This is a genomic window from Leptolyngbya sp. FACHB-60 (genome assembly GCF_014695775.1).
Lineage (GTDB): Bacteria > Cyanobacteriota > Cyanobacteriia > Phormidesmidales > Phormidesmidaceae > Nodosilinea.
Genome location: NZ_JACJOX010000063.1, coordinates 106,012 through 125,293 on the forward strand (window position 1 = coordinate 106,012; position 19,282 = coordinate 125,293).

Consider the following 19,282-nt stretch of genomic DNA (forward strand, 5'->3'; position numbering starts at 1 on the left):
CCGCCTGCGCTGGTGCGCTGGGAGGGTTCCTAGGGGCGGGAATAGGTGCTTGAGATGGCAACTATTCCAACGAGTTTGCGCCGCTTGAGGCGGTTGTAGTACGGCGGATTACGCCGCAATCTAAGGGGCGATCTCAGCGGTTAGCCCAAATTTACGCCAGGGTCGTCGTATACGGGTCGAGCCAAAATCTTTGATGACAGAGAGATAGTGCCAGCGTATTTTGACTCCATCTACCCTGCGACTTTCAAGATCTATCTCAGCTCCTTGTTTTTTCGCCTCAGCATTTATCCATTGAATCATTGCCTCCTCAACCTCGGCCTTACAGTTCAGCCAGGCCTGATGAAAACCTTTGGGCGTGCCGTCATAGGGCAAATGCCACAGCGAATTTGTCTCGGCCTCTACTGAAATCTGGGTGTTGGGTCGCTTGGTTGATGGCCCTATGGCCCCAAAGTTACCTACCACCAAAAGCTGGTGAATCACGTTGGCCATGTTTCGCGGTTTCCTACATCTGCCGGGGCGCTACTCCCGTCCGTGCGCATGGGATCGACGGGGGCTGGGCTGGGTTTTGCTTCAATATAGCTTCAGGCCGCTGCGCTGGGCCTTCCACACGGGCGGCTGACGGAAGCCGAGCACCACAGCGTCGCCTACGTTAGGGCTGCGCTTCAGGCGTTTGCGGGTCTTGGCTTTGTCCTCAATCCGCTTTTTGCCCACGCTGGTGGTCTCCCAGTAGGTGCCCGCGAGGTCTTCCATCAGCATGTCTTCGTAGGTGCCCAGGGGCGCGATCGCAACCTCGTTTTTCCTGAAGGCCTCGCGCAGCTGCCAAAAATCCTCGGCCTTGGCGTTGAGAAATTCTGCCGGGTCGGTAGCCGCTTCGCCCCAGTGAACACCGTGGGAGCGATGGCCCTGCTCTTTGAGGATGGCCTGAGCGCCAGAGCCACAGCCGCCTCGGTCGACGTGGATGCTGCCGGGTTGCTCCTTCAGGGCTGCGATCGCCAGGCCAGCGGCGCGGGTCACGTCCTCCTGGTCGCCCTTGGTGGGGATGGTGACGGCATGGTACAGCACCGGTCCACGCCATCGTGCGATCGCATGGTCGTCGCCACCGTCGCCCACGTCGAGGCCGTAGCGGTGAGCCTGGGCAGCGGCCTGCTTATCCCAGTATTCGGGGTCGGCATCGTACCGGGCGCGGGCGGCCATGAACCAGGTACGGGGCACGATGCTCTGGGTGCTGTCCTCGGGGAAGAACCCCTCCACCCGGCTTTGCCAGTAGGCGCTGCCCTCGCCATATTTGGCACGGGCCTCCTCAATCCAGGTGATCGACACCGCGCCGGGGATGGGGTCTTGGGGGCACCAGTCGGGCCACTCAGCGGGCGATCGCACGTCGCCGTCTTCGTTCAGCAGAGCGGCGGCCACCTCAGGTTTGAGGCGGTGCATTCCGTCGGGGCACTGCTCATAGGCCCACGCCACGTTGGGGTGGTGCCACACCGGGATGCGGATGTGCTTCTGCTTGCAGGCCTTCTCAAACGCGCCCCCGGGTTGGATGGGGTTGCCCACCCGCAAGAATCGGTTATCGGCTCCAGTGGCGCAGCTGCTAGCGCCCTCGTCAATGTCTTGGCTGATGCCGCAGGCCTCATCCTCAATCACCAGCAGGCGGGGATGGTGTACCCCCTGGAAGGCGTTGGAGTTGGTGTCGCTGGCGGTGAAGCCGTAGGCGCGGGCCTCTTCGCTGAGGCGTAGAAAGGTTTGGCCGCGATCGCCTGGCAGACCTAGCTTGCCGTGGGTCTTTCGCACCTCACCCCACAGCAGCTCTACCACCTGCCGCTTGGTGGGGGCTGTGGTGATGCAGAGGCCACCGACCGCCAGCACCCACCACAGCACCAGGCAGGCGGAGAGGAATGTTTTGCCGCAGCCGTGAGATGCCTGCACGTTGGTCTCGCGCTCGTCGCGCACCGAGCGGCAAATGTCGCGCTGCTCGTCGGTGAGGGTGACGCCCAGCACGCGCTCAATGAAGCCAGTCGGGTCGGCGGCGTATTCGGGGTAGGGGGTGGTCTCGCCCTCGGCTAAGCCCAGCAACCCCTCCAGCTCACGCGCAAACTCAACCTGCTCTTTGCCTAAGCCTGGTTTAGCCATCCGGCCTCCCGGAGCTTGGCCAGCAGCTCACGGGGGGTTACGCCACGCTGGAGCAGCAGGCCGATCAATGCCGTGTCTTCGACGGGGGCCAGCTTCTGCCGTTGGTCGATGAGTTTGCACAGGCCAGTGATGGCCGCGCCAAAATTCTGGGGGATGGTGGGCGACATCAGCTCGACGCGGGCCTGGACGATCGCCTCATCGATAACAACCAACGTGCCTTCGATCGTGCTGCAATCGGTGAAGCTCAGGCTGGGGCGATCGCGTACCGGTGCGGCCTCTCCACGGGGGCGATCGAAGCTGACCACCTTGGGCCGCTGCGGTGGCTCGGGCTGGGGCAGGCTGCTGAGTAGCGCCTCCCAGTCGTTGCCTGCCTGGCGATCGGCAGTCATCCACCGCTGGATGGTGCGGCGGCTGGCAATGCCACGGCGCTCGATCTCTGCGATCGCTACACCCTGAATGAATAGCGCTTTGGCCTGCTCTTTTTTGCCGTCGCTGGGCATGGTCTGCCTGCTGAAATGTCGCAGGGAGATTTCCCACGGGGCGCGGCTTTGCGGGGGTATGGCGCAGGCAGTGACGCAGGCGGGGGAAGGGGTACGATCGCAGGGGCAGAGAGGGAGGGGAGTCGGGGGCACAGGCAACAAAAAACCCGCCGGAGTAGGGGCGGGTCAAGCATGGTGTTGTGTGTGAGCTAGCTTATTTCTTTTTGCTCTTGGCCTTGGCCTTGGCTGGGGCGGGTTCTGCCTCGGCGGGCTTCACCCGCTCCTTGAACAGCTTACCTGCGCTGAATGCTGGCACCATCGTTGCCGGAATCACCATGGTGTCGCCGGTTTTGGGGTTGCGGCCTTCGCGCTCTTTGCGATCGCGACGCTCGAAGACGCCGAACCCAACTAAGGTGACTTTCTCGCCCTCGGCCACCGCGCCCATGATGGCCTCGACTGTGGCGGTGATGATGGCGTCGGCGTCCTTTTTGGTGATGGTGCGCTCTAGGGCTGTGCTGGCGATTTCGGTGGCCTTATCGACTAGCTCTTGCTTGTTCATGGGGGTACGGCACAGTGGGCGACTCAGCCGTTATAGCACGGCAGAATGAGGGTTGCAGCCGTTGGCAATAAAAAACCACCCAAGGGGTAGGGTGGCGCGAACTCTCGTTAGGAGATATGTCTCTTGTTCTGAGGATGCCCTACAGGCTGAGGTAATCGCTAGCGCTCTGGTTGGGGTTGCTGTGGACGTAGCTATTTGTCGTTGCAATCGACGCATGGCCCAGCAGGTCGCGCACCGCCGCCAGTGGCATTCCGGCCTCAATCAGGTGTGTGGCTAGGCTATGGCGAGCCCAATGGCAGGAGGAATGGGGGCAGTCCGCCGCGATCGCAGCCGCTTTAAACAGGTCATGCAGCTGGCGACGGTTGAGGCCAAACACGCTGGACCCGTCTGGAACTCCAGACCGCAGCGCGGCGACCTCCTCCCACACCGCCGCTGACACCGTGACCGATCGCCACTTTTGGCCCTTGCCCAGCAGCCGCACCACAACCCCGCCATTGGCCTGGGGTAAACAGTCTTGCCATAGCAGGCCGCACAGCTCACTCGCGCGGGCACCGCTGGCATAGAGCAGCCGCAGGGCCGCGTGGGCTTTGCCCTCAGGGGCGGCGGCGATGATGGCGGCGACCTGGGCTCGGCTGAGGATGCGCTCGTGGATTGAGCTGGTGTCTTTGGGCGACCTGAGGGCCGTGGCTGGGTTGCGGTCGATATGGCCTTGCTCTTGAGCGAACCGCAGCAGCGACCTGAGGGCGGCAATCTTGCGGCGGACGCTGGAGTGCTTTAAATGTCGCACCTCTACCAGGTGTGCCTGATAGCGCTGAAGGTCGCTTAGGGTAAGGCTTTCGAGTGGGCGATCGCCCAGGAAACGCAGCGCTGCCTCAGCGTCCCTCAGGTATTCCTCTTGGGTGCGCTTAGCCCGCCCGTAGAGCCACTGTTCAAGGATCTCGATGGTTGAATTTGTCGCAGGCATGTCCCATCCCCTAACTCTCGTTTGGGGGGATTATTCCTACGGTGCATCAAGGCTTTTGGGCATATCAACCACGCGCTGGCATCAGTCAAATGACGCATTGTAAATGAAGACTCTATGAAGGCAGTCGGAATACCGCGTAAGTACTGAGATATAAGGGGTTGAGCGTGGTCATGCTTAGAATCAAGCCGCCAGTTCAGCGCGGCACTCACTGCGACCGCCACCCCGTGAACAAACCCCCCGTAGAGACCGCCTGGGCCACGCTACGCAACGCCCAAGCTGGGGCCAAGCAACCACCCCTCGCCTTAGCCTTATTCCGCAGCTACAAAGCCAACCCCAACCAACGCCTGCGCGATCGCCTGGTAGTCGCCAACATGGGCCTGGTTGAGAAGGTGGCGAGGCGATTTACCCATCAGTGCCAGGTCGAGTTTGAGGATCTGCGCCAAGAGGGCGCAATCGGCTTGACGAGAGCCGTAGAGGAATTTGATCCCGAAAAAGGGTATGCGTTCAGCAGCTTCGCCATCCCCAAGATCAGATCGGAAATCATGCACTATATGCGCGACAAGGGCTGGGGCCAGGTGCGGCCTCCCCGTCGCACGGTGGAAGACTATGCCAAGGTGAAGGGCACCCAGCGCCGATTGACTGCGATGGGTCGGCCTATGCCTGCTGATGAGGTGGCTGAGGGACTAGGTTTCACGGGCGCGCAGTGGAAGTTTATTGAGACGGCCCGCGAGCAACCTGCACCCATCAGCCTGGATGATTCGCCGATTGAGCTGGAGGCTGAGGCCGCGCCGGAGGAGGCGGGGCAGGCGTGGATTTTTGAGCGCCTGGCCGAGCTACCGCAGCAGCAATACGAGTGTGTGGTGGAGTCGGTGTTCGGTCAATTGGCTGATGAGGCGATCGCTCGGCGAAAGAAGTTAGAGCCAGCCGCAGTACGGGCATTAATCACCGCAGGGCTGGAGTCACTGAAAACCCAAGTGGAGGGCCGAAAGCATGGCTGATATTGAGGCGGGCAAAGAGTATCGGGTGATTGCGCCCAGCAACCTGCATAAGGGGCGGGTGATTGTGGCCTCTGATGTGCGATCGGGTATGGCGATGGCCTACATCAACGGGAGTCCCTATCCGTTTCTGCCGGGTGAGCTGGAGGCTGTAGTACCAGCACCTCCCAAGCCCAAGCGCCCAACCCCGGCCAGGCGGGCAGCACTCTACAAAGCGCTGCTGGTGAAGGTTCAGCGGTGCTCTCTGCCGACGGAGCTTCAGGAGGAGCTGGCAGCGGTCTTACAGTTATGATTTGCAGCGTCGCCACAGGGCAGGAATGAAGGCGGCTGAGCACGCGCTCGGGTTGGTCGGTGAGGCTGAGGAGTACTCTGGCTTCGTCCATGCGGCCTTGGGTTAGGAGGAGGTCTATTGCCGTTGCGATCGCGTCAACTTCCAGGGTGCTGCGATCGCGTTTTTCGGTGTAGGTGTAGGGCATGGCGGCGGGGTGAGGGGCACCTCAGATCGTAACGCTGGGAACCCTCCAGGGGCACTTAGGGCCTGCATAATGCAACACACCACCCAGTCTGTAATTCTTCAATCTGCCGGCACCATGCCCATCCCTGATGTGGGTTCAGTGGAGCAATTTGGGTTAATCGGGGTGATGGGGTTTTTGGTGCTCAAAGAGGTGCTGGCCTGGTGGCGCGGCAAGGAAAGCGCTGAGGATCAGCTACTGGCCTCGCTGGTGAGTGACCTGCGATCGGCAAATCAATCGCTAATCGACAAACTTTTTACGATGCAGGCCCAGCAGCACAAGGATCAGTCCGAGCTGCGGGCGGAGCTGCGTGGCCTGTGCGAGCGAATTGACAAGCTTCTGTGAGGTGCCGCTATGGCAATTCTTTGGTTGGGGCTATTGGTGGGGCTCTACGTCGCTCCGGTGCTGTGGATGCTGGACTCGGAGTTACGGTTCGAGCGACGCAAGTAGGGTGCGGTAGGCACGGGCAACGATGCGGCGATCTTGGGGCCGCATGGTCTGGAGGATGGTGCGGGTGGCGTCTTCAAGTTTTGAGGCGGGGATTAGGCGATCGCCTGCTTCGAGAGCATGGCCAGCTTCCTTGAGCTGCGGCTCGAAGGCCTCGGGGAGGCGGATCATTTTGGTGGGGGTTTGCCAGTCGGCGGGGCGGGCCATGGCTGCGATCGCTGGGAAGGGTGGTTTCATTTTGCAGCAAAAAGCCCCCTGGCATTACGCCAGGGGGCTTTTGTTTGGGTGGGGTGGGCAACAAAATTAGCCTGCTGTGCATTCCTCGCTAAGGCTAGACCACTCGGATCGCGGTTTGCCGCAATCCACGCAGAAGCCAGGTAAAGCTGGGCCTAAATCGATTTTGTGCACTTTTTTGTGGTGCAAAAGCCTTTCTATATTTTGGGATTCTGCCCGTAGTACCCCAGACCTTACCTGTGAGTCATCGCCACAGTTCAACCTCATCTCAATCTCCTCTAGTGCGGTAGGGTCCACATGTTCTCTTTCGGGCTCAGCCCCAGGATCCCCACCTCCTGAATCCTGGCCCACCGATACCCCTCGCGGTAGTCGGGGTCTTTGAGCAGCAGGGGGTCGAAGTTGTCGCGACCGCCCAGGCCATCGCGCCCGCCTAGGGCTTGGGCAGTGCCCCGGCAGCACGGGCGCGGCGGGGTGATGGGTCGGCCATGGGCAGCGGCTAGGGCCAGCGCGTGGATGCGGGCGGTGGCTGCGTCGGGGGCGTGGTAGTAGGCGGTGTGGCCTGTGGTGAGGGTGACGGCGTAGATCATTGGTTAGCCTCCTGAAGGACGGCGGCGGCGATCACCTCAGTCCGGTATTGCGGGCAGCAAAAGGTTTCTGAGACTCCCTCCATCCACTTTAGGCAACCGCCGTGAGCGCCGTCAGTATCGGCAATAGAGGCCATAACGCTAGGGCTTTGGTCGAAGTGGGCGCAAGTTTTACAAGTGTTGAGTGCGTTGCTCATGGCTGCTCCTTTTCGGTTAGTCGCTGGTTGAGCCAGTAGTGCAGGTGCCCCCGACGTAGCAGCAGAGCGGTGGGCTCGTGGCGCTCGATGTAGGCGTCTTCCAAAACCTTCGGAGGCATGGGCTGCCCGGTGAGGAAGATCATTAGGTTGTCGTGGGCGTCGTCTGGGTGGTGCTCGGCAAAGGGCTGCATGGCTAATTTCCCAGGGTTTGCAGGGCATCAACGAACTGAACGCAGCTTAGATCGCTGTCTTGGAATGCAGCCCAGAGCGAATCAAAGGCGTCCTTCTGCTCTTGGGTCAGGCTCCAGTTGAGCTGAATAATCTTGGCCTGCACGGTCTTGGCTTGGGTGGTCATGGCGGTGTGGTGAGTAAGGTTTTCAGGGGCCAGAGGTGGCCCCGTGGGTTGGGTCTAGCTGCGGGTGAGCATGAACTTGTCCTTGGTGGCGATGAAGACGCTGGAGGCAGCGGCCTGTATCGCGTCGTCGGGGGCTCCGTCCATGGCCGCAGCGGCGCGGCGGTAGGCTGCGGCATACAGCCCAGCCATCTTGTCCATGTACTCTGCGATCGCTTGGGCTTGGCTGACTTGGCCAACATCAGCAGTAGGCGGCACTGCCTGAGATTGGGGCAGGGCTGATGGTGCAGTGCCACTCAGTCGCTCAATATCCCACCCTGGCTTACCTTTTTTGCTGGTGGGGATGAGGTTCACCTGGTCGCCGCGCTGGAAGCGATCGGCCTGCTCTGGGGGCATCTTGCGCCACAGCTTGCCGCCCTCAAGACCAGTGCCCTCAAACAGCACGGAGCGGTAGTCGCCATACTCGTTAGATTGCAGCTTGCTGATTGCCCCAACAGTGGCGGGGATCTTTTGCGCTGCGTCTACAATCGCCATCGGTCAAATCTCCAAAACTACAGGTGGGCGAGGCCAGGTGGCTGGCCCCAGGGGCGGTTAGGCGGCGATCGGCGGGGAGGAGAGGGGCCAGAAGTCGAGCACATCCAATGCAGGAAACTGGGCAGCAGCGGCCTCGGCAATGCGATCGTTCAGGCCGTTGCCGAAGAAGCCGCCGGTCTCGAATTGGGCGTTGAAGCCATCAAACACAAACTCACCGTTGACGCGACCACCGACCTGGACGCGATACCAGGAGCGACCGCTGCCGCGTTCATCAACGCGCTCGCCAACCAGGTCGCCGGGGAAGCAGGTGCGGTTGTTGCGATCGGGGCAGGTGGCGGCAACCTCTACCGGAGAGGTCGTTGCAGCGGGGGGAAGGGCATGTACAATCATGGTCAAATTACCTCTAGAGGGTGGTTGGCGATCCTCGTTCCGGTGTCCCTGAGAAAGAACCGGAGCGGGGGTTTGTCGTATCTGCCCTCACTACGCTGTGGGCTGCGGCGCGACCCCTACGACAGGGCCTCAATCATCTGGGGCTTGGTGAGGTGCTTGCCTTCCCGAACCCCGCGCCAGGCAATGCCCCGGCGGCTGCACTCCTTCCGCAGCTGCACGCTGGTCATCTTGGCGTAGGCGGGTGCCTCAACCTTGATGACTGCCACCGCGATCGGGGCAGCTACAGCAGCGGCCATCGCGGGGACCGGGCGGGCGGTCAGCACCTCAGCCTCGGTCAGCAGCTCCTCCAGCGTGGGAAGGTCATCCTCCACCGGCTGAGGCAGCGGCGCGGGCTCTGCGGTGAAGAGGCAGAGGGCAGCGAACAGAACAGCGAACAAGAAGAAACCGAACATGGCGAAAACTCCGAAAACTACAAGCCCCGTGAAGTGAGGGGGCAATGCCGGGGCGGGGAGTCGAACCCTGCCTGCTCCAACCGGCGAATGTTAGTGGTCTTTGTCGTCCGCTCGGTGAAGGCACCTACCAGGGGGTTGAGGGGTTTTCACCCTGCCCTTGCGGTTTTCTCCCCGCCGGGTATGTACCTACTGTAAGGCACTGGCCTACAGCTGTCAAGTGTCGTACGAGAATTGACAAATACTGCCGGGGCGCTTACTGTTGAGGTGTAGTTTGTCGTGAGACAGTAGAGGTGTTGCTATGACGACCGCCGTGAAAGTTAGGATCACCCAGGATATTGACGCCCCAGGGCTTGGGGCCAAAATCAAAGCAGCCCGTGAGGCCGACCCTCGCCCGGTGGGGGAGTTGGCCAAGCTAGCGGGCATCAGTCGAGGTTACTGGTACGACCTTGAGGCTGAGAACGTTCGCGCTTCGGTGCCAGTGGCCACGGTGAAAGCGATCGAGGTTGTGCTGGGGGTTGATTTCGGCGTGGGTGCTGGCGATGAATAGGCGTCAGCCCAGATGCCGGAAGCGCGCAAAGGATCGAAGCGTTCTTGTTTCGGTCAATGGCAAGCCTCTCACCCACGCGAGGCCGCCAGCACCTCGCCAAGAAATGATGGTTTCTGGCACCGTCCGCATAATTCGACGGGTTCGGGTAGGCGTGGGGGGATGGGCTGAGTACGCCGCAATTGGAAAGTACCAGGTTGAGCGACCTAACCTTGAGGCACTGGGGTATCGATTCTCTGATGGCGTTTTTGTTTGTGCGATTGGAGTGCCTGTGTACGCAAGAGGGGTAGGCATTGAGCCGGTCAAGCTTATTAAGAGGCTTGATTTCAGCCATCGCTCAGACTCCGACATGCGCAATAAGCCAGCCTGGGCTGCGTTGCCGTGGCTAGAGCCCGCGATCGCGGCCATCTATGCCCAGCGCGACGAGATAACCGCCAGCACCGGCATCCCCCACGAGGTTGACCACATCCATCCAGTGAACCACCCCCGGCTGTGTGGGCTGACGGTGCCATGGAACCTCCAGGTGATACCCGCTGTGGAGAACAAGCGCAAGTCAAACAGGCTGCTGTCTTGACCCCACCGCGATCGCCCCTGCATACAGAAAGACCGCTGACTGGAGCTCCAGTCAGCGGTCTTGGTTTGGGTGGTGCATGGTGCCACTATTGGCCTTTCAGCAAGCGCTGGTGAGTCCAGCTGCGGCAATTTTCCTGAAACCACAAGGAGTTTGGGCTGTTGTTGTCAGCCTTGTCCTCCCAGATGTCGCCATAGGCACTCATCTTTTGGCAGCCGTTGGATGGCCCGCTACCGATGGAGTCAATGCCATGGAATATTGCGGCGTCGCAACCCGCAGCGGCTAAGGCTAGTAAGGCAAGGAAGATTGGTTTCATGATAGGTCGATGTGTTGTTATGGCTGAATCACCCCAGTACGGCGGGGAATCGCTGGAGCAGGGCATCTTGCAGGTCAGGATCTAGGGTTTTTGCCTCAGCAATGAACTCATCGCGCCAGCTCACCCAGGCGGGGCCACCACCAGCGATCGCTTTGCCGGTGACGGCTGCTGCTGCCTGGCGCAGGCCCATGGTGGAGGGCTGCTCTAGGAGCTGGCGGGCGATCGCATCCCAGTCCACCGCGTCGGGGTTGTCGGGGGTGGGGGTCTTGAGCAGCGACTCATAGCCGGTGAGCATGGGAATGTCGGCTAGGGCGCGATCGCTCTTGGGCGTCGCCCGATATTGGATCTGCCCGTTCTCTAGCCAGAAGTGCCAGAAGCCTGACTGGGTTTCCCGCAGCCGCTGCTCATCGGCGTCGGTGACGAATTGCCCGTAGAGCTGCTTGGCCCAGGCCACCACAAAATCAAATTTGTTGCTGCTGGCCTCCCCGGCGCAGAGCACCAGTTTTAGGCCCTGCATGGTTTTGGCAGAGCCAAACAGGTCGGTGCCGTTGGGCGACTGGGTGACCAGGCCTAGCCAGTGGCCATCGCTGCGGCCTGTGCGAATGTACATTTTGAGCAGCCCCTCAAACCGGGCGGCGACGGCCCCATAGGCGGCTTTATCCTCCTTCTCGGTTAGCGTTTGTTTGGCGTCTTGTGCCTGGTCGAGGATGGTTAGCGCCTCGTCAATGATGAGCCGGTGGGGAGACTTGGCCTGCACCAGCCCGGTGAGCATGGAGCACAGGTCGTCTAACTGGCTCAGGAATGCCTGGTCGGCAAACTTGCGTAGCCGGTAGGCCCGCCAGCCCTCAGGGGCTTTGTCTTCGCTTTTGAGAGTGATGTAGATGACGGGGGCGGTGCTGGGCACGCAGTCGATCAAGGTGGTGGTCTTGCTCGACCCACTCAGGCCAATCAGCACCAGGTGCTCGCCGTCGCGCCAGAGCAGGCGATCGACGGGGCGATCGGGGGCAGTGGTCGTAGGCTCAGCCGATTCGCTCCCAGGTTCCGTCTGGGCGCTCTTCCCAGATTCCGGCATCGTCGTTTCGGTCGTCTGTGCCTGCGTCTCCACTGCCCCCAGCGGCTTTTTTGCCATGCCCGCCTGGATTTGCTCGATAAAGGGCTTCAGCAGTTTCTCCATGCGCTCGTCATCGATGTAGCGGCTGATGGCCTCGTTGTCGCCTCGCTCGATGCTGGCTCCTTCTTTGCCAGCGACATAGGTGCCGCCAGCGGCGATCGCCCCGGCCATTGTCCACGCCAACCAGGGGCCAACACCAGGCAGCCACGCGCTGAGCACCAGTGCCCCGCCGATCGCCAAGGTACCGCCAACCATTTTGGGCAGCAGGTCGTACCGCTCCCAGCAGGCATCTAATGCCTCCTGTTGCAAGGAGCCCTTGGCCCCCAGATAAATTGCTTGGGCTTCTTCGCGGGTCATCATGCGGCCCTCCGTGCGCGTTTACGAATCCAAAACCAGATGGCTAGGCCAAAGACGGTGATGAGGGTCATCACCAGGTTGCCTTTGTCGATGAACTGCACCAGCATGATGCCGTCGGGGGTGCCCTCTTTGATGGGCGGCCAGAAGTTCCAGCAGGCGACGATGTCCACGATGTAGGCGGGGATGCTGAGCCACATGCGAGCGGCCCGCTTTTCGTTGGTTGCGGCGGGTGCCAGAAACTGGGGGAAGACCTCCAGGTATTGCACTGCCGCAAAGCAGCACAGCCCTGCCAGCCTAGCGACGGGAGGGGTGCCGTCAGCCCCCATCAGGGCGGCCATGAAGGAGGCATAGGGGCGGATGTTGCGGCTAAAGACGATGCCGATGGGAATCAGCAGGGCGTAGATGACGACCCGCAGGGCACCGTTGTCGATTTTGTGCGGGTCATTGGCCAGAGTTTTGGCGGCATTGGTGGCGGCGCTAGCGGCTTGGGTGGCATACTTGCGGGCCTGCTGGGCTCGGGCGTTATGGTTGGTTGTTGCGGTCATAGTCCACCTGTCTTCGTGAAAATGAGCGTTTGATCGTTAGTGATGGCGATGTCTTGAACCACGCCGCCGATGACGACTCCGGTGATGCCAAAACGATCGCAGACGGCTTGGCGGTCGGGTAGGCCTGGGATGGCTAGCCCCGCCTGGAGCTGCCCTCTGGAGACGATGCAGCCCTGTTGGTAGCGCTGGGCGGCTTTGCTTTGGGCAGTGGTGACCAGCTGCTCCTCTTGCCAGGCATCGAGCTTGTTGCGCTCAATGACCAGCTGCACCTGCTGCCGGGTTCGGGTTTCGGTGTCGAGGCCAGCGGCGATGCAGGCAACTCCTGCGATCGCCAGCACTCCAGCGGCGGTGATTTGAACGATGTTTTGAGCGATGAATTTCATTTCTTGTCGTCCTCCATGCTCTGGAACAGCACCTCTTCAAATTTGCTCAGCGGGCTGGTGCCGCCTTCGACCTTGGGCGCTTTGGTGCTCTTGCGAAACAGGGCGACGCCCAGGCCCGCCGCGCCCAGCAGAAGGATGCCGCCCAGGCCAAGGAGCACGACGTTGGAGCGCACTGACTGAACATCGCCCGTGCCGGCGGCGGCGATCTCGGGCTGCACCTGCTGCTGCTGGGGCAGCATTGAGGTGTAGACCACAGGCACCACGTCGCCGCCCCAGACGCAGAGGCCATCGTCGGAGAGGTAGCGGCGGGCCTCAAAACCGTCCATGTTGGGGTAGGTGGCCAGCAGTTTGGTGTTGCCGTCGGGCATGGTCAGCGTCCATGCGGTGTTGCCGTCGGGCTGGCCGATGGGAACTACTTGTTCGCAGCTGGGGCGGAAGGCAATGTCAGGGAAGCCAGCGGGTGATTTGTTTTGGCCTTCTCTGACTGTCCAGGTTTGGCCGTTGGTGTCGGCGTAGGTGTAGCTGCCCATGCGCTGCTGTTGGGCGATTCCCAAGGGAGGTTTCACCAACGCTGGGGTGGCGATCGCAAGGGCTGCGGCAAGGCCGGTGAGTAGGGTGTGTTTCATGGGGGTTAACAGGGGGGTTAATTACCGGGTATTAACGGGTTAAACCCCCGATTTAACGGGGGTAAGGGCGATCGGTGTGAGGCGAAAAATTAACGGGTTATTACCGTCTGATTACCGGGGTTAACTACCCCGATGCTGGTAGCTCTGCAAGTGCTCTTGAGCCTGGGTCAGCAGGGCGATCGCCTGCGCCAGATCCCAGTCCTCCTCAGCGCCGGGGATGAGGCTGGCCTCTTTGAGGCTGTGGGTGATGCAGGTCAGGGCTGCGGTGGCTGGGTCGGGCTTGGTGGCGGTGGCCCAGAGCTGGGGCTTGGGTAGGTCTGAGGTCAGGGCTTGGAAATGCTCCTTCACCAGCGATCGGCATAGGCCGGTCAGAGTGGGGTGCTTCCACTCGTGGCCCTGGCAGTCGCAGTGGTAGTAGCCCAGTTCGTGCTGCTTAATCTCAAGGCCGATCGCCTCGAAGATTTTGTTTGCGCCGGCTAGGGTGAGGGCGCGGTTGGTGGCTTTGGTTGTAGTCATGGCGGTGACTCGGTGGGGTTTGCGGTGGCGGTGGGCTTAGGGGTAATCGGTGATCTGCGCTCTCACCTTTTCTACGTACTCATCAGTCGTTGGCAAGCCATAACGGATTAGCGCCTGGGTGGCCCAGTAGGGGGCTTTGTAGGCTTGTCGAGACAACCAAGCAGCGGCGCTGTGGAGAGCTTCTGAGCTGGACTGGGACATAGCAGATCTACGGCGGTAGGTGGACTGCGATCGCGTGGGCGGTGGGCTTAGGCGGCGGTGTCGTCGTAGGGGTTGCTGTACTCACCAAAGCTGCCAGTGGCAGAGGGCAAGTAGCGGTTGTGGGTTGCCCCTTGCAGCTTCCAGGCAGGCGGCTTTAACAGTGAGAGGGCCGGGGCCACATCGAAGGTGACCTCCTCGTGCTTTGGGAGGCTGTTCAGCTTCTGCTGGGTCATCTCCCCAACAGTCCCCCAGAAAAACTCCCCAGAAATACCGGACACCGCAAAATCAGAAGCTTCGTTGGCCGCTGCATAGACCGCCTGTGAATAGGCGTCTTGTAGGCCAGCGACTTGCTGAATGTCTTGGTTTAGGCGGGTTCTAAGGGCATGGGCCACAGCTGTACTCTGGGCCATGGCTTTGCTCTCGCTATGGCTGGGGCCAGAGGGGGCGGGCTGCTCTGCGGTGGATTGGGGCTTGGGTTCGACGGTGAAGCCTTGGCCTGACTTGGCGCGTTCGTAGGCTTGGCGTTGCTTATCGTTCATGCTCATTTCCGAAATTCCTCAAATAGGGTCACTACAGCTCGGTCAACATTTCGATCCCGCTTCAGGTACTCAGCCAGAAAGCCGCAGTTTGCAAGGTCTTCACGGGTGTAGTAATAACGCCCTTGAATTTTTTGAAGCTCTGCCCCGACATACTTTCTCCAACGCTGGAGAGTTTGCTTGGGGAGGCGGCGACCTGCGAGCTGCTCAAGATGACATTTGGCCTTTTCGGCGGGAATTAGCGCGGTGGTTAGGGTACTCATGGGCACCTATCGGGTACTCATGAGTACTCTTATAACGCTCTAACATTATCCTGTCAATACTCCAGCATTATTGTGTCAAGGGCGATCGTACGTATTCTTTCCGGGAAAGTCGGCTAGCCTTACGATTGAGTCATTAACCAGCTAGTAACCTGCCATGACCCCAGAAGACATACAGGCGATCGCCGCCGAGGTGGTTGCTCAGCTCAAAGCCAGCGACCCCGACAGCATTGACTGGGGCACGGTGAAGATGACCGACCCGGCGAATCCCAGGCCACAGTGCGGCAAGCTCGACACGCCGACCTGGTTCAAGTTGCAGGCGATCGCGGTCAAGTCCTACGAGGGGTCGCTGGCGGCGGTAATCAAGACCGCTGTGATGTGCTACGTCCGGCAAAAGTGGCCAGTGCATTGCGAAGACTTTCGGGCGATCGCGGCCCAGCACAACCTGACGCTGGAGCAATGCTTAGAGCAGCTGGTCAGCGGTGAGTTGAAGATCTAATGCGGGTTTCGCTTCAAAACCCCATAAAGACTCGGTGAAACCCTAGCCACCACTGGCCTCAGGTGGGCATCCTAGTGGCACCGTTTTAGGAAACCGCCGCCATGATTCGCCACCACATAGCCTTAGCCGCTGCTGCTCTGCTGATTGCAGGCTGTGGCTCACCCACGCCCATTGCAGAGCAACCCGCCGAGGCAGCAGTAGTTGCCGCAGCCCCGGCAGAGACGGACTACCTAGCCCAGGGAAAGCAGCAGGGTTATGAGGCTGCGGTGGCCGCGCAAAATGCCGATGTGGGTGCATGGGCCAGCGTTGCAGAAAGATGGGGGTGGGCTATCAACTCCTTAGGCCTAGTGCCCGCCGACCATCCCGACTACGCCACGGCTCAGGCCAAAATTGAGGAGTACACCGCTAATCAGAGCGTGGCAACAGAGCGCCATGCCGCCTACGAGGCCAAGTCAAGACAGACGCAGCTGGAGGTAAACCAAGCGCGGGCCGCAGAGGCTAGCCCTGCACCGCTGAATAGCTACGGGAACGACCCAGCCGCCAAAGCTCTCGCCTCCTACGAGGTCGAGATCCGCAAGGCCGACCCCGATGGAATGATAGTGACCAAGCTAGAAGGCTTGGGTACGGAGAACGCTGCTGGGGTGACCGTCACCGAAGCTTGGCAACTGCTGCCCGCCGTATCCCGAGAGAACAACGCCCAAGACCTGCACAAAATCTGGGTGCTGGAGGTCTTAAAGGCTGGGGGTAGTCACTCTACCGCCCAGATCCTAATCTTCAGTCGCCACGGCGATACCATCGCCCGAGTCTCTGCCGGTGGGGTCAAGCTCAACGAATAGCCACCGCCACCCAAAACAAAGCCGCCGACTGGAACTCCAGTCGGCGGCTTTTCGCTAGTTGCCTTCGAGGTGGTCACGGAAGATTTGGCCAATTTTGTCGGGGTCGTCAGCCTCAAACCCCATGAAGGGGCGGGCGGGGAGGGCTTTTTTGCTGCCCGTCTGGTGGAAAATTCCATACTCCTCTGAGGGCTTCACGCGCACCTCGTTGCCGCTGACGTTGAACGCAATACTGGCGGACAGGAGCGCATCGCGGGTCAGGATGGAGCTCGCCTTACCCAAGCGCTTCTTCTCGGCCACTGTCGCAGGCTTCAGCGGTGCCCAGGGCTTTCCGCCTGGGTCTTTCTGAGACTGGAACCGTTTTTTGGCCTTATTCTCTAGCAGCGCCCCGGTTTTGGCCAGTGGCGCGTTGAGGTTTTGCAGGCGGGCGACTAAGTTATCTGCGGCCCGCACTGCGCTGCTGCTAACGTCAATCTCGAACATGCTCCGCCCCAGTGTGTGTGGGGAGGGTTCCTAGAGATGGGGCTAGGTGCTGAGGGAGTTTTGATTCAAAATAGGGGTACCACCACGAAGCCACCGCCATGACCTTCGACGAAATTCAGGCCACCCTTGAGAAAATGCTGTCTGTGCAGCGCGATTTGCAAGAGAGCCAAATCAGGCTCTTGGCATCCCAGAAAGAGCAGAGCCGAATGATTGACCGCCTCATCGGCTACAGCCTCACCAACGAAACCGACCACCTAGACCTTCAAGAGCGCATGAACCAGCTCGAAGAACGAATGCGCCGGATGGAACGCTAGAGCCGCCGTGAACTGATGACGTTTTGAAGCAGAAAGGGAGAACTAAAGCCATGACCCAGGTTTGTGTTTGCGATCGCTGTGGCACTCCAACGGCTGGGGGGACATTCACCCTGAGCGGCTGGTGGCAACTGGTTACGGAGTCCAAGAAGCGGCGCACAGCTCAACCCGTTGATAATCAGCTGTCCGCCGATATTTGCCATCAATGCTCCAGTGATATGGGCATAGAGTTCGTTTTGGAGCCAACTCGCCAAGAGCAGTTTGAGCGATGGATGAGAGAGCACCCAGGGCGTTCAGGGTTTGAGGGCCTGCGTAGAACATCGCCCACTGGAGCCTACGTCGGTGATGTGACGTGCGATCGCTGCCAAACCGATTGCTCTGAGCGGTATGCACGGCTGTTCAGCACTTGGGTGACAGAGAACCAGGAAAACCTCTATGCAGACCTTTGCCCTAGCTGTTTTAAGGCGGTGAAGATGCCAAGCATGAGCCTAGATAGTCATGCTGTATAACCGCCTAGAGGAACGACTTGTAGAGCAGCTTCAGGCCATCAGCGATGATGACCTGCTTTCACTGCGACCAAAAGCCGCTTTAAGGTTGGCCTGGCTTGCCCTTTTGTCAGGTTGCGCGTGCCTGTTTAGCCAGGGTGAGTGATGGAATACATTAAATCCAATCGAAAGTAGCCTCTACCGCCGCCGCTGGGGCTGCACCTGTCGCCGCAGCCAGCGGAAGGCGCGAGCCACCGGCGCAAAGCACCCCTTGAAGAAGTCAACCCAATCCTGTACGCGGCGGGTCATGCGTGGGCCTCGACTTGGTACTCAGAGGATGGGTCAGCAGCGACAGGACGACTCATGGGATAGGGCAACGTTCTTATGTCCCCAGGGTTGCTAGGTGCCCGTTCTGAACGGTAAGCATCAAAGCCATCCAGCCTATCAGCAGCAGCCCGCAGTATCCGAGCCACCTCGGAGGGGGGGAGCGTTTGTATCAGTTCTAGAACGGGGGCAACTGGGTCTATTTCGTCAGAGGGGCTGTTTCCTTCAACGATCACTCGGTTGAACTGTTCCATGGTCATTCCCAATGCCTTAGAGAGCTTGTCTCTATTGTCACCATCGGGAAAAGACTCGCCCTGCAACCACCGGCTAACGGTTCCAGAGCTGACGCCAATAGATCGCCCAAAAGCCCTGCCACCCTGCTTTTCAACCAGCGGGCGCAAGACTGCTGCTAATCGGTCGCTGGCCTCAAATTTCATAAACGAACGGGCGTAGTAGTCATCAGGGATACATCTCACTAGCGTTACACCTGCGGTCTCTCAACGTCTGTTGACACAATGCTTCTTGGATTAATTGACTGATTGCTCTTTGGTCCTATTGACAAAAACGCTGCAAGATCGGATCAATGGAATCACTGAGTTGATCTAACCCATGAAAGAGCGGCACATCATCACCATTGGCATCGACCCGATTGTCTACGAAGCGCTGAAAGAGCACTCCGATACAACGGGCATCCAAATCAAGCGCCTAGCTTCCACTGCGATCGCCAAGTGGCTCCGAGAGGAGCACGGCATCGACATCCAATATCCACGACCGCGCTCCACAGCCCTACGCCGGGCTACCGACAAAGTCCCTACGCCCACCACGGCTGCGTGAGGGGGCGTGCAGCCATGAGAGCGAACCAAAATTTCTCAAAAACAAACCCCCTCCAACCGGAGAGGGAGTGTTCAAGCCTGTGCCACCACCGCCAAGTGAGTATCGGCCAGAGCTTCATTAACCCGAAAACCATCGAAACCCAGACCAGCTACCAAAGGGAAAGGGGGTCAAATGGCTGACCCCAAAAATATAGCAAACCCTAGCTCTGAGACAAGCAACATCGGCTACATGGCCGATCGCAGCGTCCCCAACTGGGGCAAGTCGCACCCGCTGCCTGAGCTGGAGGCTGTCATTGCAGAGCTAAGCCAGCTGCGGGCTGAGGCTAACCACGGCGATCGCCAGTGGGAGCAAGCGCGAACAGCGGCCTACAGAAAGGCTGGTCGCCTGCTGAAGGTCAAGCCTGCGCGCACAGGCAGTGGCAGCAGCCGATGGAACCCCACCATTGACGACCTCGACCACTACCGCGACGACTGGCGGGGCGAGGTCGTCCCCGTTCGCCGCGTGGAGGTGGCTTAGATGCAGCCGAAGCGCCGCCACGAAATTCTGGCCGTCGTGGGCCACCAAAACCTTTTGCCCCAGCGCACCAGCGCCCGCGAGGTGCAGGAGCTAAGCGGGTTGATTGAGTCCATCGGGTGGCCCCGCTACCAGCTCACACCAACTGGATGGAACGCGATCCAGTTGGTGGGGCAGCAAGCCTTGGCACGCAAAAAGGCCAGTTGAT

The 19,282-nt window shown here is 60.2% G+C and carries 35 protein-coding genes; 12 read left to right on the forward strand and 23 right to left on the reverse strand.

All coding sequences use genetic code 11. The annotated features are described in order from the left end of the window. Positions 1-120: 120 nt before the first annotated feature. The 5 genes from H6F57_RS23575 to H6F57_RS23595 form a co-directional block, all read right to left on the reverse strand. Entirely contained in the window at positions 121-489 is a 369-nt protein-coding gene (locus H6F57_RS23575) for a hypothetical protein (RefSeq protein ID WP_190631153.1), read from the reverse strand. 81 nt (positions 490-570) lie between these two features. Beyond that, positions 571-2,127: a hypothetical protein gene (locus H6F57_RS23580; protein WP_190631155.1), complete on the reverse strand. Its 1,557-nt coding sequence runs from the start codon at positions 2,125-2,127 to the stop codon at positions 571-573. Beyond that, positions 2,109-2,759 carry a hypothetical protein gene (locus tag H6F57_RS23585; protein ID WP_190631157.1) on the reverse strand — a complete coding sequence of 217 codons (651 nt, stop codon included), beginning with the start codon at positions 2,757-2,759 and terminating at the stop codon, positions 2,109-2,111. The genes H6F57_RS23580 and H6F57_RS23585 overlap by 19 nt, the downstream gene beginning before the upstream one ends. Positions 2,760-2,820: 61 nt before the next feature. Further along, positions 2,821-3,165: an HU family DNA-binding protein gene (locus tag H6F57_RS23590; RefSeq protein ID WP_190631159.1), complete on the reverse strand. Its 345-nt coding sequence runs from the start codon at positions 3,163-3,165 to the stop codon at positions 2,821-2,823. 139 nt (positions 3,166-3,304) lie between these two features. Next, positions 3,305-4,129, reverse strand: a complete 825-nt coding sequence (locus H6F57_RS23595; RefSeq protein ID WP_190631161.1) for a tyrosine-type recombinase/integrase — start codon at positions 4,127-4,129, stop codon at positions 3,305-3,307. A 224-nt stretch (positions 4,130-4,353) separates the two neighbouring features. Between H6F57_RS23595 and H6F57_RS23600 the strand changes: the two genes are divergently transcribed. From H6F57_RS23600 to H6F57_RS23610, 3 genes are all read left to right on the forward strand, one after another. After that, positions 4,354-5,127, forward strand: a complete 774-nt coding sequence (locus tag H6F57_RS23600; protein WP_190631163.1) for a sigma-70 family RNA polymerase sigma factor — start codon at positions 4,354-4,356, stop codon at positions 5,125-5,127. Beyond that, positions 5,120-5,416, forward strand: coding sequence for a hypothetical protein (locus H6F57_RS23605; RefSeq protein WP_190631165.1), 297 nt, complete (start codon positions 5,120-5,122; stop codon positions 5,414-5,416). Before H6F57_RS23600 ends, H6F57_RS23605 begins: the two co-directional genes overlap by 8 nt. Before the next feature lie 253 nt (positions 5,417-5,669). After that, complete coding sequence (locus H6F57_RS23610; RefSeq protein ID WP_190631167.1) at positions 5,670-5,981, forward strand: hypothetical protein; 312 nt, start codon at positions 5,670-5,672, stop codon at positions 5,979-5,981. Positions 5,982-6,062: 81 nt separating this feature from the next. On the opposite strand, the gene H6F57_RS23615 is transcribed toward H6F57_RS23610, so the two are convergent. The 8 genes from H6F57_RS23615 to H6F57_RS23650 all read right to left on the reverse strand — a co-directional run bounded on the left by H6F57_RS23615 (position 6,063) and on the right by H6F57_RS23650 (position 8,826). After that, the gene (locus H6F57_RS23615) at positions 6,063-6,320 is read right to left on the reverse strand and encodes a hypothetical protein (RefSeq protein ID WP_190631169.1); all 258 of its coding nucleotides are present in this window, start codon (positions 6,318-6,320) and stop codon (positions 6,063-6,065) included. Positions 6,321-6,595: 275 nt separating this feature from the next. After that, complete coding sequence (locus tag H6F57_RS23620; RefSeq protein WP_190631171.1) at positions 6,596-6,904, reverse strand: hypothetical protein; 309 nt, start codon at positions 6,902-6,904, stop codon at positions 6,596-6,598. Beyond that, a complete protein-coding gene (locus tag H6F57_RS23625) occupies positions 6,901-7,098 on the reverse strand; it encodes a hypothetical protein (RefSeq protein ID WP_190631174.1) in 198 nt (65 codons plus the stop codon). The genes H6F57_RS23620 and H6F57_RS23625 overlap by 4 nt, the downstream gene beginning before the upstream one ends. After that, positions 7,095-7,289: a hypothetical protein gene (locus H6F57_RS23630; protein ID WP_190631176.1), complete on the reverse strand. Its 195-nt coding sequence runs from the start codon at positions 7,287-7,289 to the stop codon at positions 7,095-7,097. The genes H6F57_RS23625 and H6F57_RS23630 overlap by 4 nt, the downstream gene beginning before the upstream one ends. A 2-nt stretch (positions 7,290-7,291) precedes the next feature. Beyond that, a complete protein-coding gene (locus tag H6F57_RS23635; protein ID WP_190631178.1) occupies positions 7,292-7,453 on the reverse strand; it encodes a hypothetical protein in 162 nt (53 codons plus the stop codon). Between the two features lie 54 nt (positions 7,454-7,507). Next, positions 7,508-7,984, reverse strand: a complete 477-nt coding sequence (locus H6F57_RS23640) for a hypothetical protein (RefSeq protein ID WP_190631180.1) — start codon at positions 7,982-7,984, stop codon at positions 7,508-7,510. A 57-nt stretch (positions 7,985-8,041) separates the two neighbouring features. Further along, positions 8,042-8,374 (reverse strand): hypothetical protein, encoded by a 333-nt coding sequence (locus tag H6F57_RS23645; protein ID WP_190631182.1) that lies wholly within the window; start codon positions 8,372-8,374, stop codon positions 8,042-8,044. 116 nt (positions 8,375-8,490) lie between these two features. Next, a complete protein-coding gene (locus H6F57_RS23650) occupies positions 8,491-8,826 on the reverse strand; it encodes a hypothetical protein (protein ID WP_190631184.1) in 336 nt (111 codons plus the stop codon). 298 nt (positions 8,827-9,124) lie between these two features. On the opposite strand from H6F57_RS23650, the gene H6F57_RS23655 reads away from it, so the two are divergent. Together H6F57_RS23655 and H6F57_RS23660 are read left to right on the forward strand one after the other, a co-directional pair. Continuing rightward, a complete protein-coding gene (locus H6F57_RS23655; RefSeq protein WP_199289981.1) occupies positions 9,125-9,373 on the forward strand; it encodes a helix-turn-helix transcriptional regulator in 249 nt (82 codons plus the stop codon). Between the two features lie 346 nt (positions 9,374-9,719). Further along, a complete protein-coding gene (locus H6F57_RS23660; RefSeq protein ID WP_190631186.1) occupies positions 9,720-9,944 on the forward strand; it encodes a hypothetical protein in 225 nt (74 codons plus the stop codon). 341 nt (positions 9,945-10,285) lie between these two features. On the opposite strand, the gene H6F57_RS23670 is transcribed toward H6F57_RS23660, so the two are convergent. The 8 genes from H6F57_RS23670 to H6F57_RS23705 all read right to left on the reverse strand — a co-directional run bounded on the left by H6F57_RS23670 (position 10,286) and on the right by H6F57_RS23705 (position 14,795). Continuing rightward, positions 10,286-11,725 (reverse strand): ATP-binding protein, encoded by a 1,440-nt coding sequence (locus tag H6F57_RS23670; protein ID WP_190631191.1) that lies wholly within the window; start codon positions 11,723-11,725, stop codon positions 10,286-10,288. Beyond that, a complete protein-coding gene (locus tag H6F57_RS23675) occupies positions 11,725-12,270 on the reverse strand; it encodes a hypothetical protein (RefSeq protein WP_190631193.1) in 546 nt (181 codons plus the stop codon). Before H6F57_RS23675 ends, H6F57_RS23670 begins: the two co-directional genes overlap by 1 nt. Continuing rightward, on the reverse strand, positions 12,267-12,653 hold the full coding sequence (locus tag H6F57_RS23680) for a hypothetical protein (protein ID WP_190631195.1): 387 nt from the start codon (positions 12,651-12,653) through the stop codon (positions 12,267-12,269). The genes H6F57_RS23675 and H6F57_RS23680 overlap by 4 nt, the downstream gene beginning before the upstream one ends. Continuing rightward, on the reverse strand, positions 12,650-13,279 hold the full coding sequence (locus tag H6F57_RS23685; protein WP_190631198.1) for a hypothetical protein: 630 nt from the start codon (positions 13,277-13,279) through the stop codon (positions 12,650-12,652). The genes H6F57_RS23680 and H6F57_RS23685 overlap by 4 nt, the downstream gene beginning before the upstream one ends. A 120-nt stretch (positions 13,280-13,399) precedes the next feature. After that, the gene (locus tag H6F57_RS23690) at positions 13,400-13,795 is read right to left on the reverse strand and encodes a hypothetical protein (protein WP_190631200.1); all 396 of its coding nucleotides are present in this window, start codon (positions 13,793-13,795) and stop codon (positions 13,400-13,402) included. Between the two features lie 36 nt (positions 13,796-13,831). Then, positions 13,832-13,996: a hypothetical protein gene (locus tag H6F57_RS23695; protein ID WP_190631202.1), complete on the reverse strand. Its 165-nt coding sequence runs from the start codon at positions 13,994-13,996 to the stop codon at positions 13,832-13,834. Positions 13,997-14,043: 47 nt separating this feature from the next. Beyond that, the gene (locus tag H6F57_RS23700) at positions 14,044-14,535 is read right to left on the reverse strand and encodes a hypothetical protein (RefSeq protein WP_190631204.1); all 492 of its coding nucleotides are present in this window, start codon (positions 14,533-14,535) and stop codon (positions 14,044-14,046) included. A gap of 2 nt (positions 14,536-14,537) precedes the next feature. Further along, a complete protein-coding gene (locus H6F57_RS23705; RefSeq protein ID WP_190631206.1) occupies positions 14,538-14,795 on the reverse strand; it encodes a hypothetical protein in 258 nt (85 codons plus the stop codon). Positions 14,796-14,949: 154 nt separating this feature from the next. Between H6F57_RS23705 and H6F57_RS23710 the strand changes: the two genes are divergently transcribed. Both H6F57_RS23710 and H6F57_RS23715 read left to right on the forward strand, forming a co-directional pair. Continuing rightward, positions 14,950-15,291, forward strand: a complete 342-nt coding sequence (locus H6F57_RS23710) for a hypothetical protein (protein WP_190631207.1) — start codon at positions 14,950-14,952, stop codon at positions 15,289-15,291. Positions 15,292-15,392: 101 nt separating this feature from the next. Further along, positions 15,393-16,127, forward strand: a complete 735-nt coding sequence (locus H6F57_RS23715; protein ID WP_190631208.1) for a hypothetical protein — start codon at positions 15,393-15,395, stop codon at positions 16,125-16,127. Positions 16,128-16,181: 54 nt separating this feature from the next. On the opposite strand, the gene H6F57_RS23720 is transcribed toward H6F57_RS23715, so the two are convergent. Next, complete coding sequence (locus tag H6F57_RS23720) at positions 16,182-16,607, reverse strand: phage virion morphogenesis protein (protein WP_190631209.1); 426 nt, start codon at positions 16,605-16,607, stop codon at positions 16,182-16,184. A 98-nt stretch (positions 16,608-16,705) separates the two neighbouring features. On the opposite strand from H6F57_RS23720, the gene H6F57_RS23725 reads away from it, so the two are divergent. Both H6F57_RS23725 and H6F57_RS23730 read left to right on the forward strand, forming a co-directional pair. After that, a complete protein-coding gene (locus tag H6F57_RS23725; protein ID WP_190631210.1) occupies positions 16,706-16,921 on the forward strand; it encodes a hypothetical protein in 216 nt (71 codons plus the stop codon). Positions 16,922-16,971: 50 nt separating this feature from the next. Beyond that, entirely contained in the window at positions 16,972-17,427 is a 456-nt protein-coding gene (locus H6F57_RS23730) for a hypothetical protein (RefSeq protein ID WP_190631211.1), read from the forward strand. Between the two features lie 281 nt (positions 17,428-17,708). Here the strand turns inward: H6F57_RS23730 and H6F57_RS23735 are convergent, their stop codons facing one another. Next, positions 17,709-18,203, reverse strand: a complete 495-nt coding sequence (locus H6F57_RS23735) for a helix-turn-helix domain-containing protein (RefSeq protein WP_190795047.1) — start codon at positions 18,201-18,203, stop codon at positions 17,709-17,711. 133 nt (positions 18,204-18,336) lie between these two features. On the opposite strand from H6F57_RS23735, the gene H6F57_RS23740 reads away from it, so the two are divergent. The 3 genes from H6F57_RS23740 (at position 18,337) to H6F57_RS23750 (ending at position 19,281) form a co-directional block, all read left to right on the forward strand. Beyond that, positions 18,337-18,561, forward strand: a complete 225-nt coding sequence (locus H6F57_RS23740; protein WP_190631213.1) for a hypothetical protein — start codon at positions 18,337-18,339, stop codon at positions 18,559-18,561. Between the two features lie 171 nt (positions 18,562-18,732). Next, the gene (locus H6F57_RS23745) at positions 18,733-19,077 is read left to right on the forward strand and encodes a hypothetical protein (protein WP_190631214.1); all 345 of its coding nucleotides are present in this window, start codon (positions 18,733-18,735) and stop codon (positions 19,075-19,077) included. Next, the gene (locus tag H6F57_RS23750; protein WP_190631216.1) at positions 19,078-19,281 is read left to right on the forward strand and encodes a hypothetical protein; all 204 of its coding nucleotides are present in this window, start codon (positions 19,078-19,080) and stop codon (positions 19,279-19,281) included. The last annotated feature ends 1 nt before the right edge of the window (position 19,282 follow it).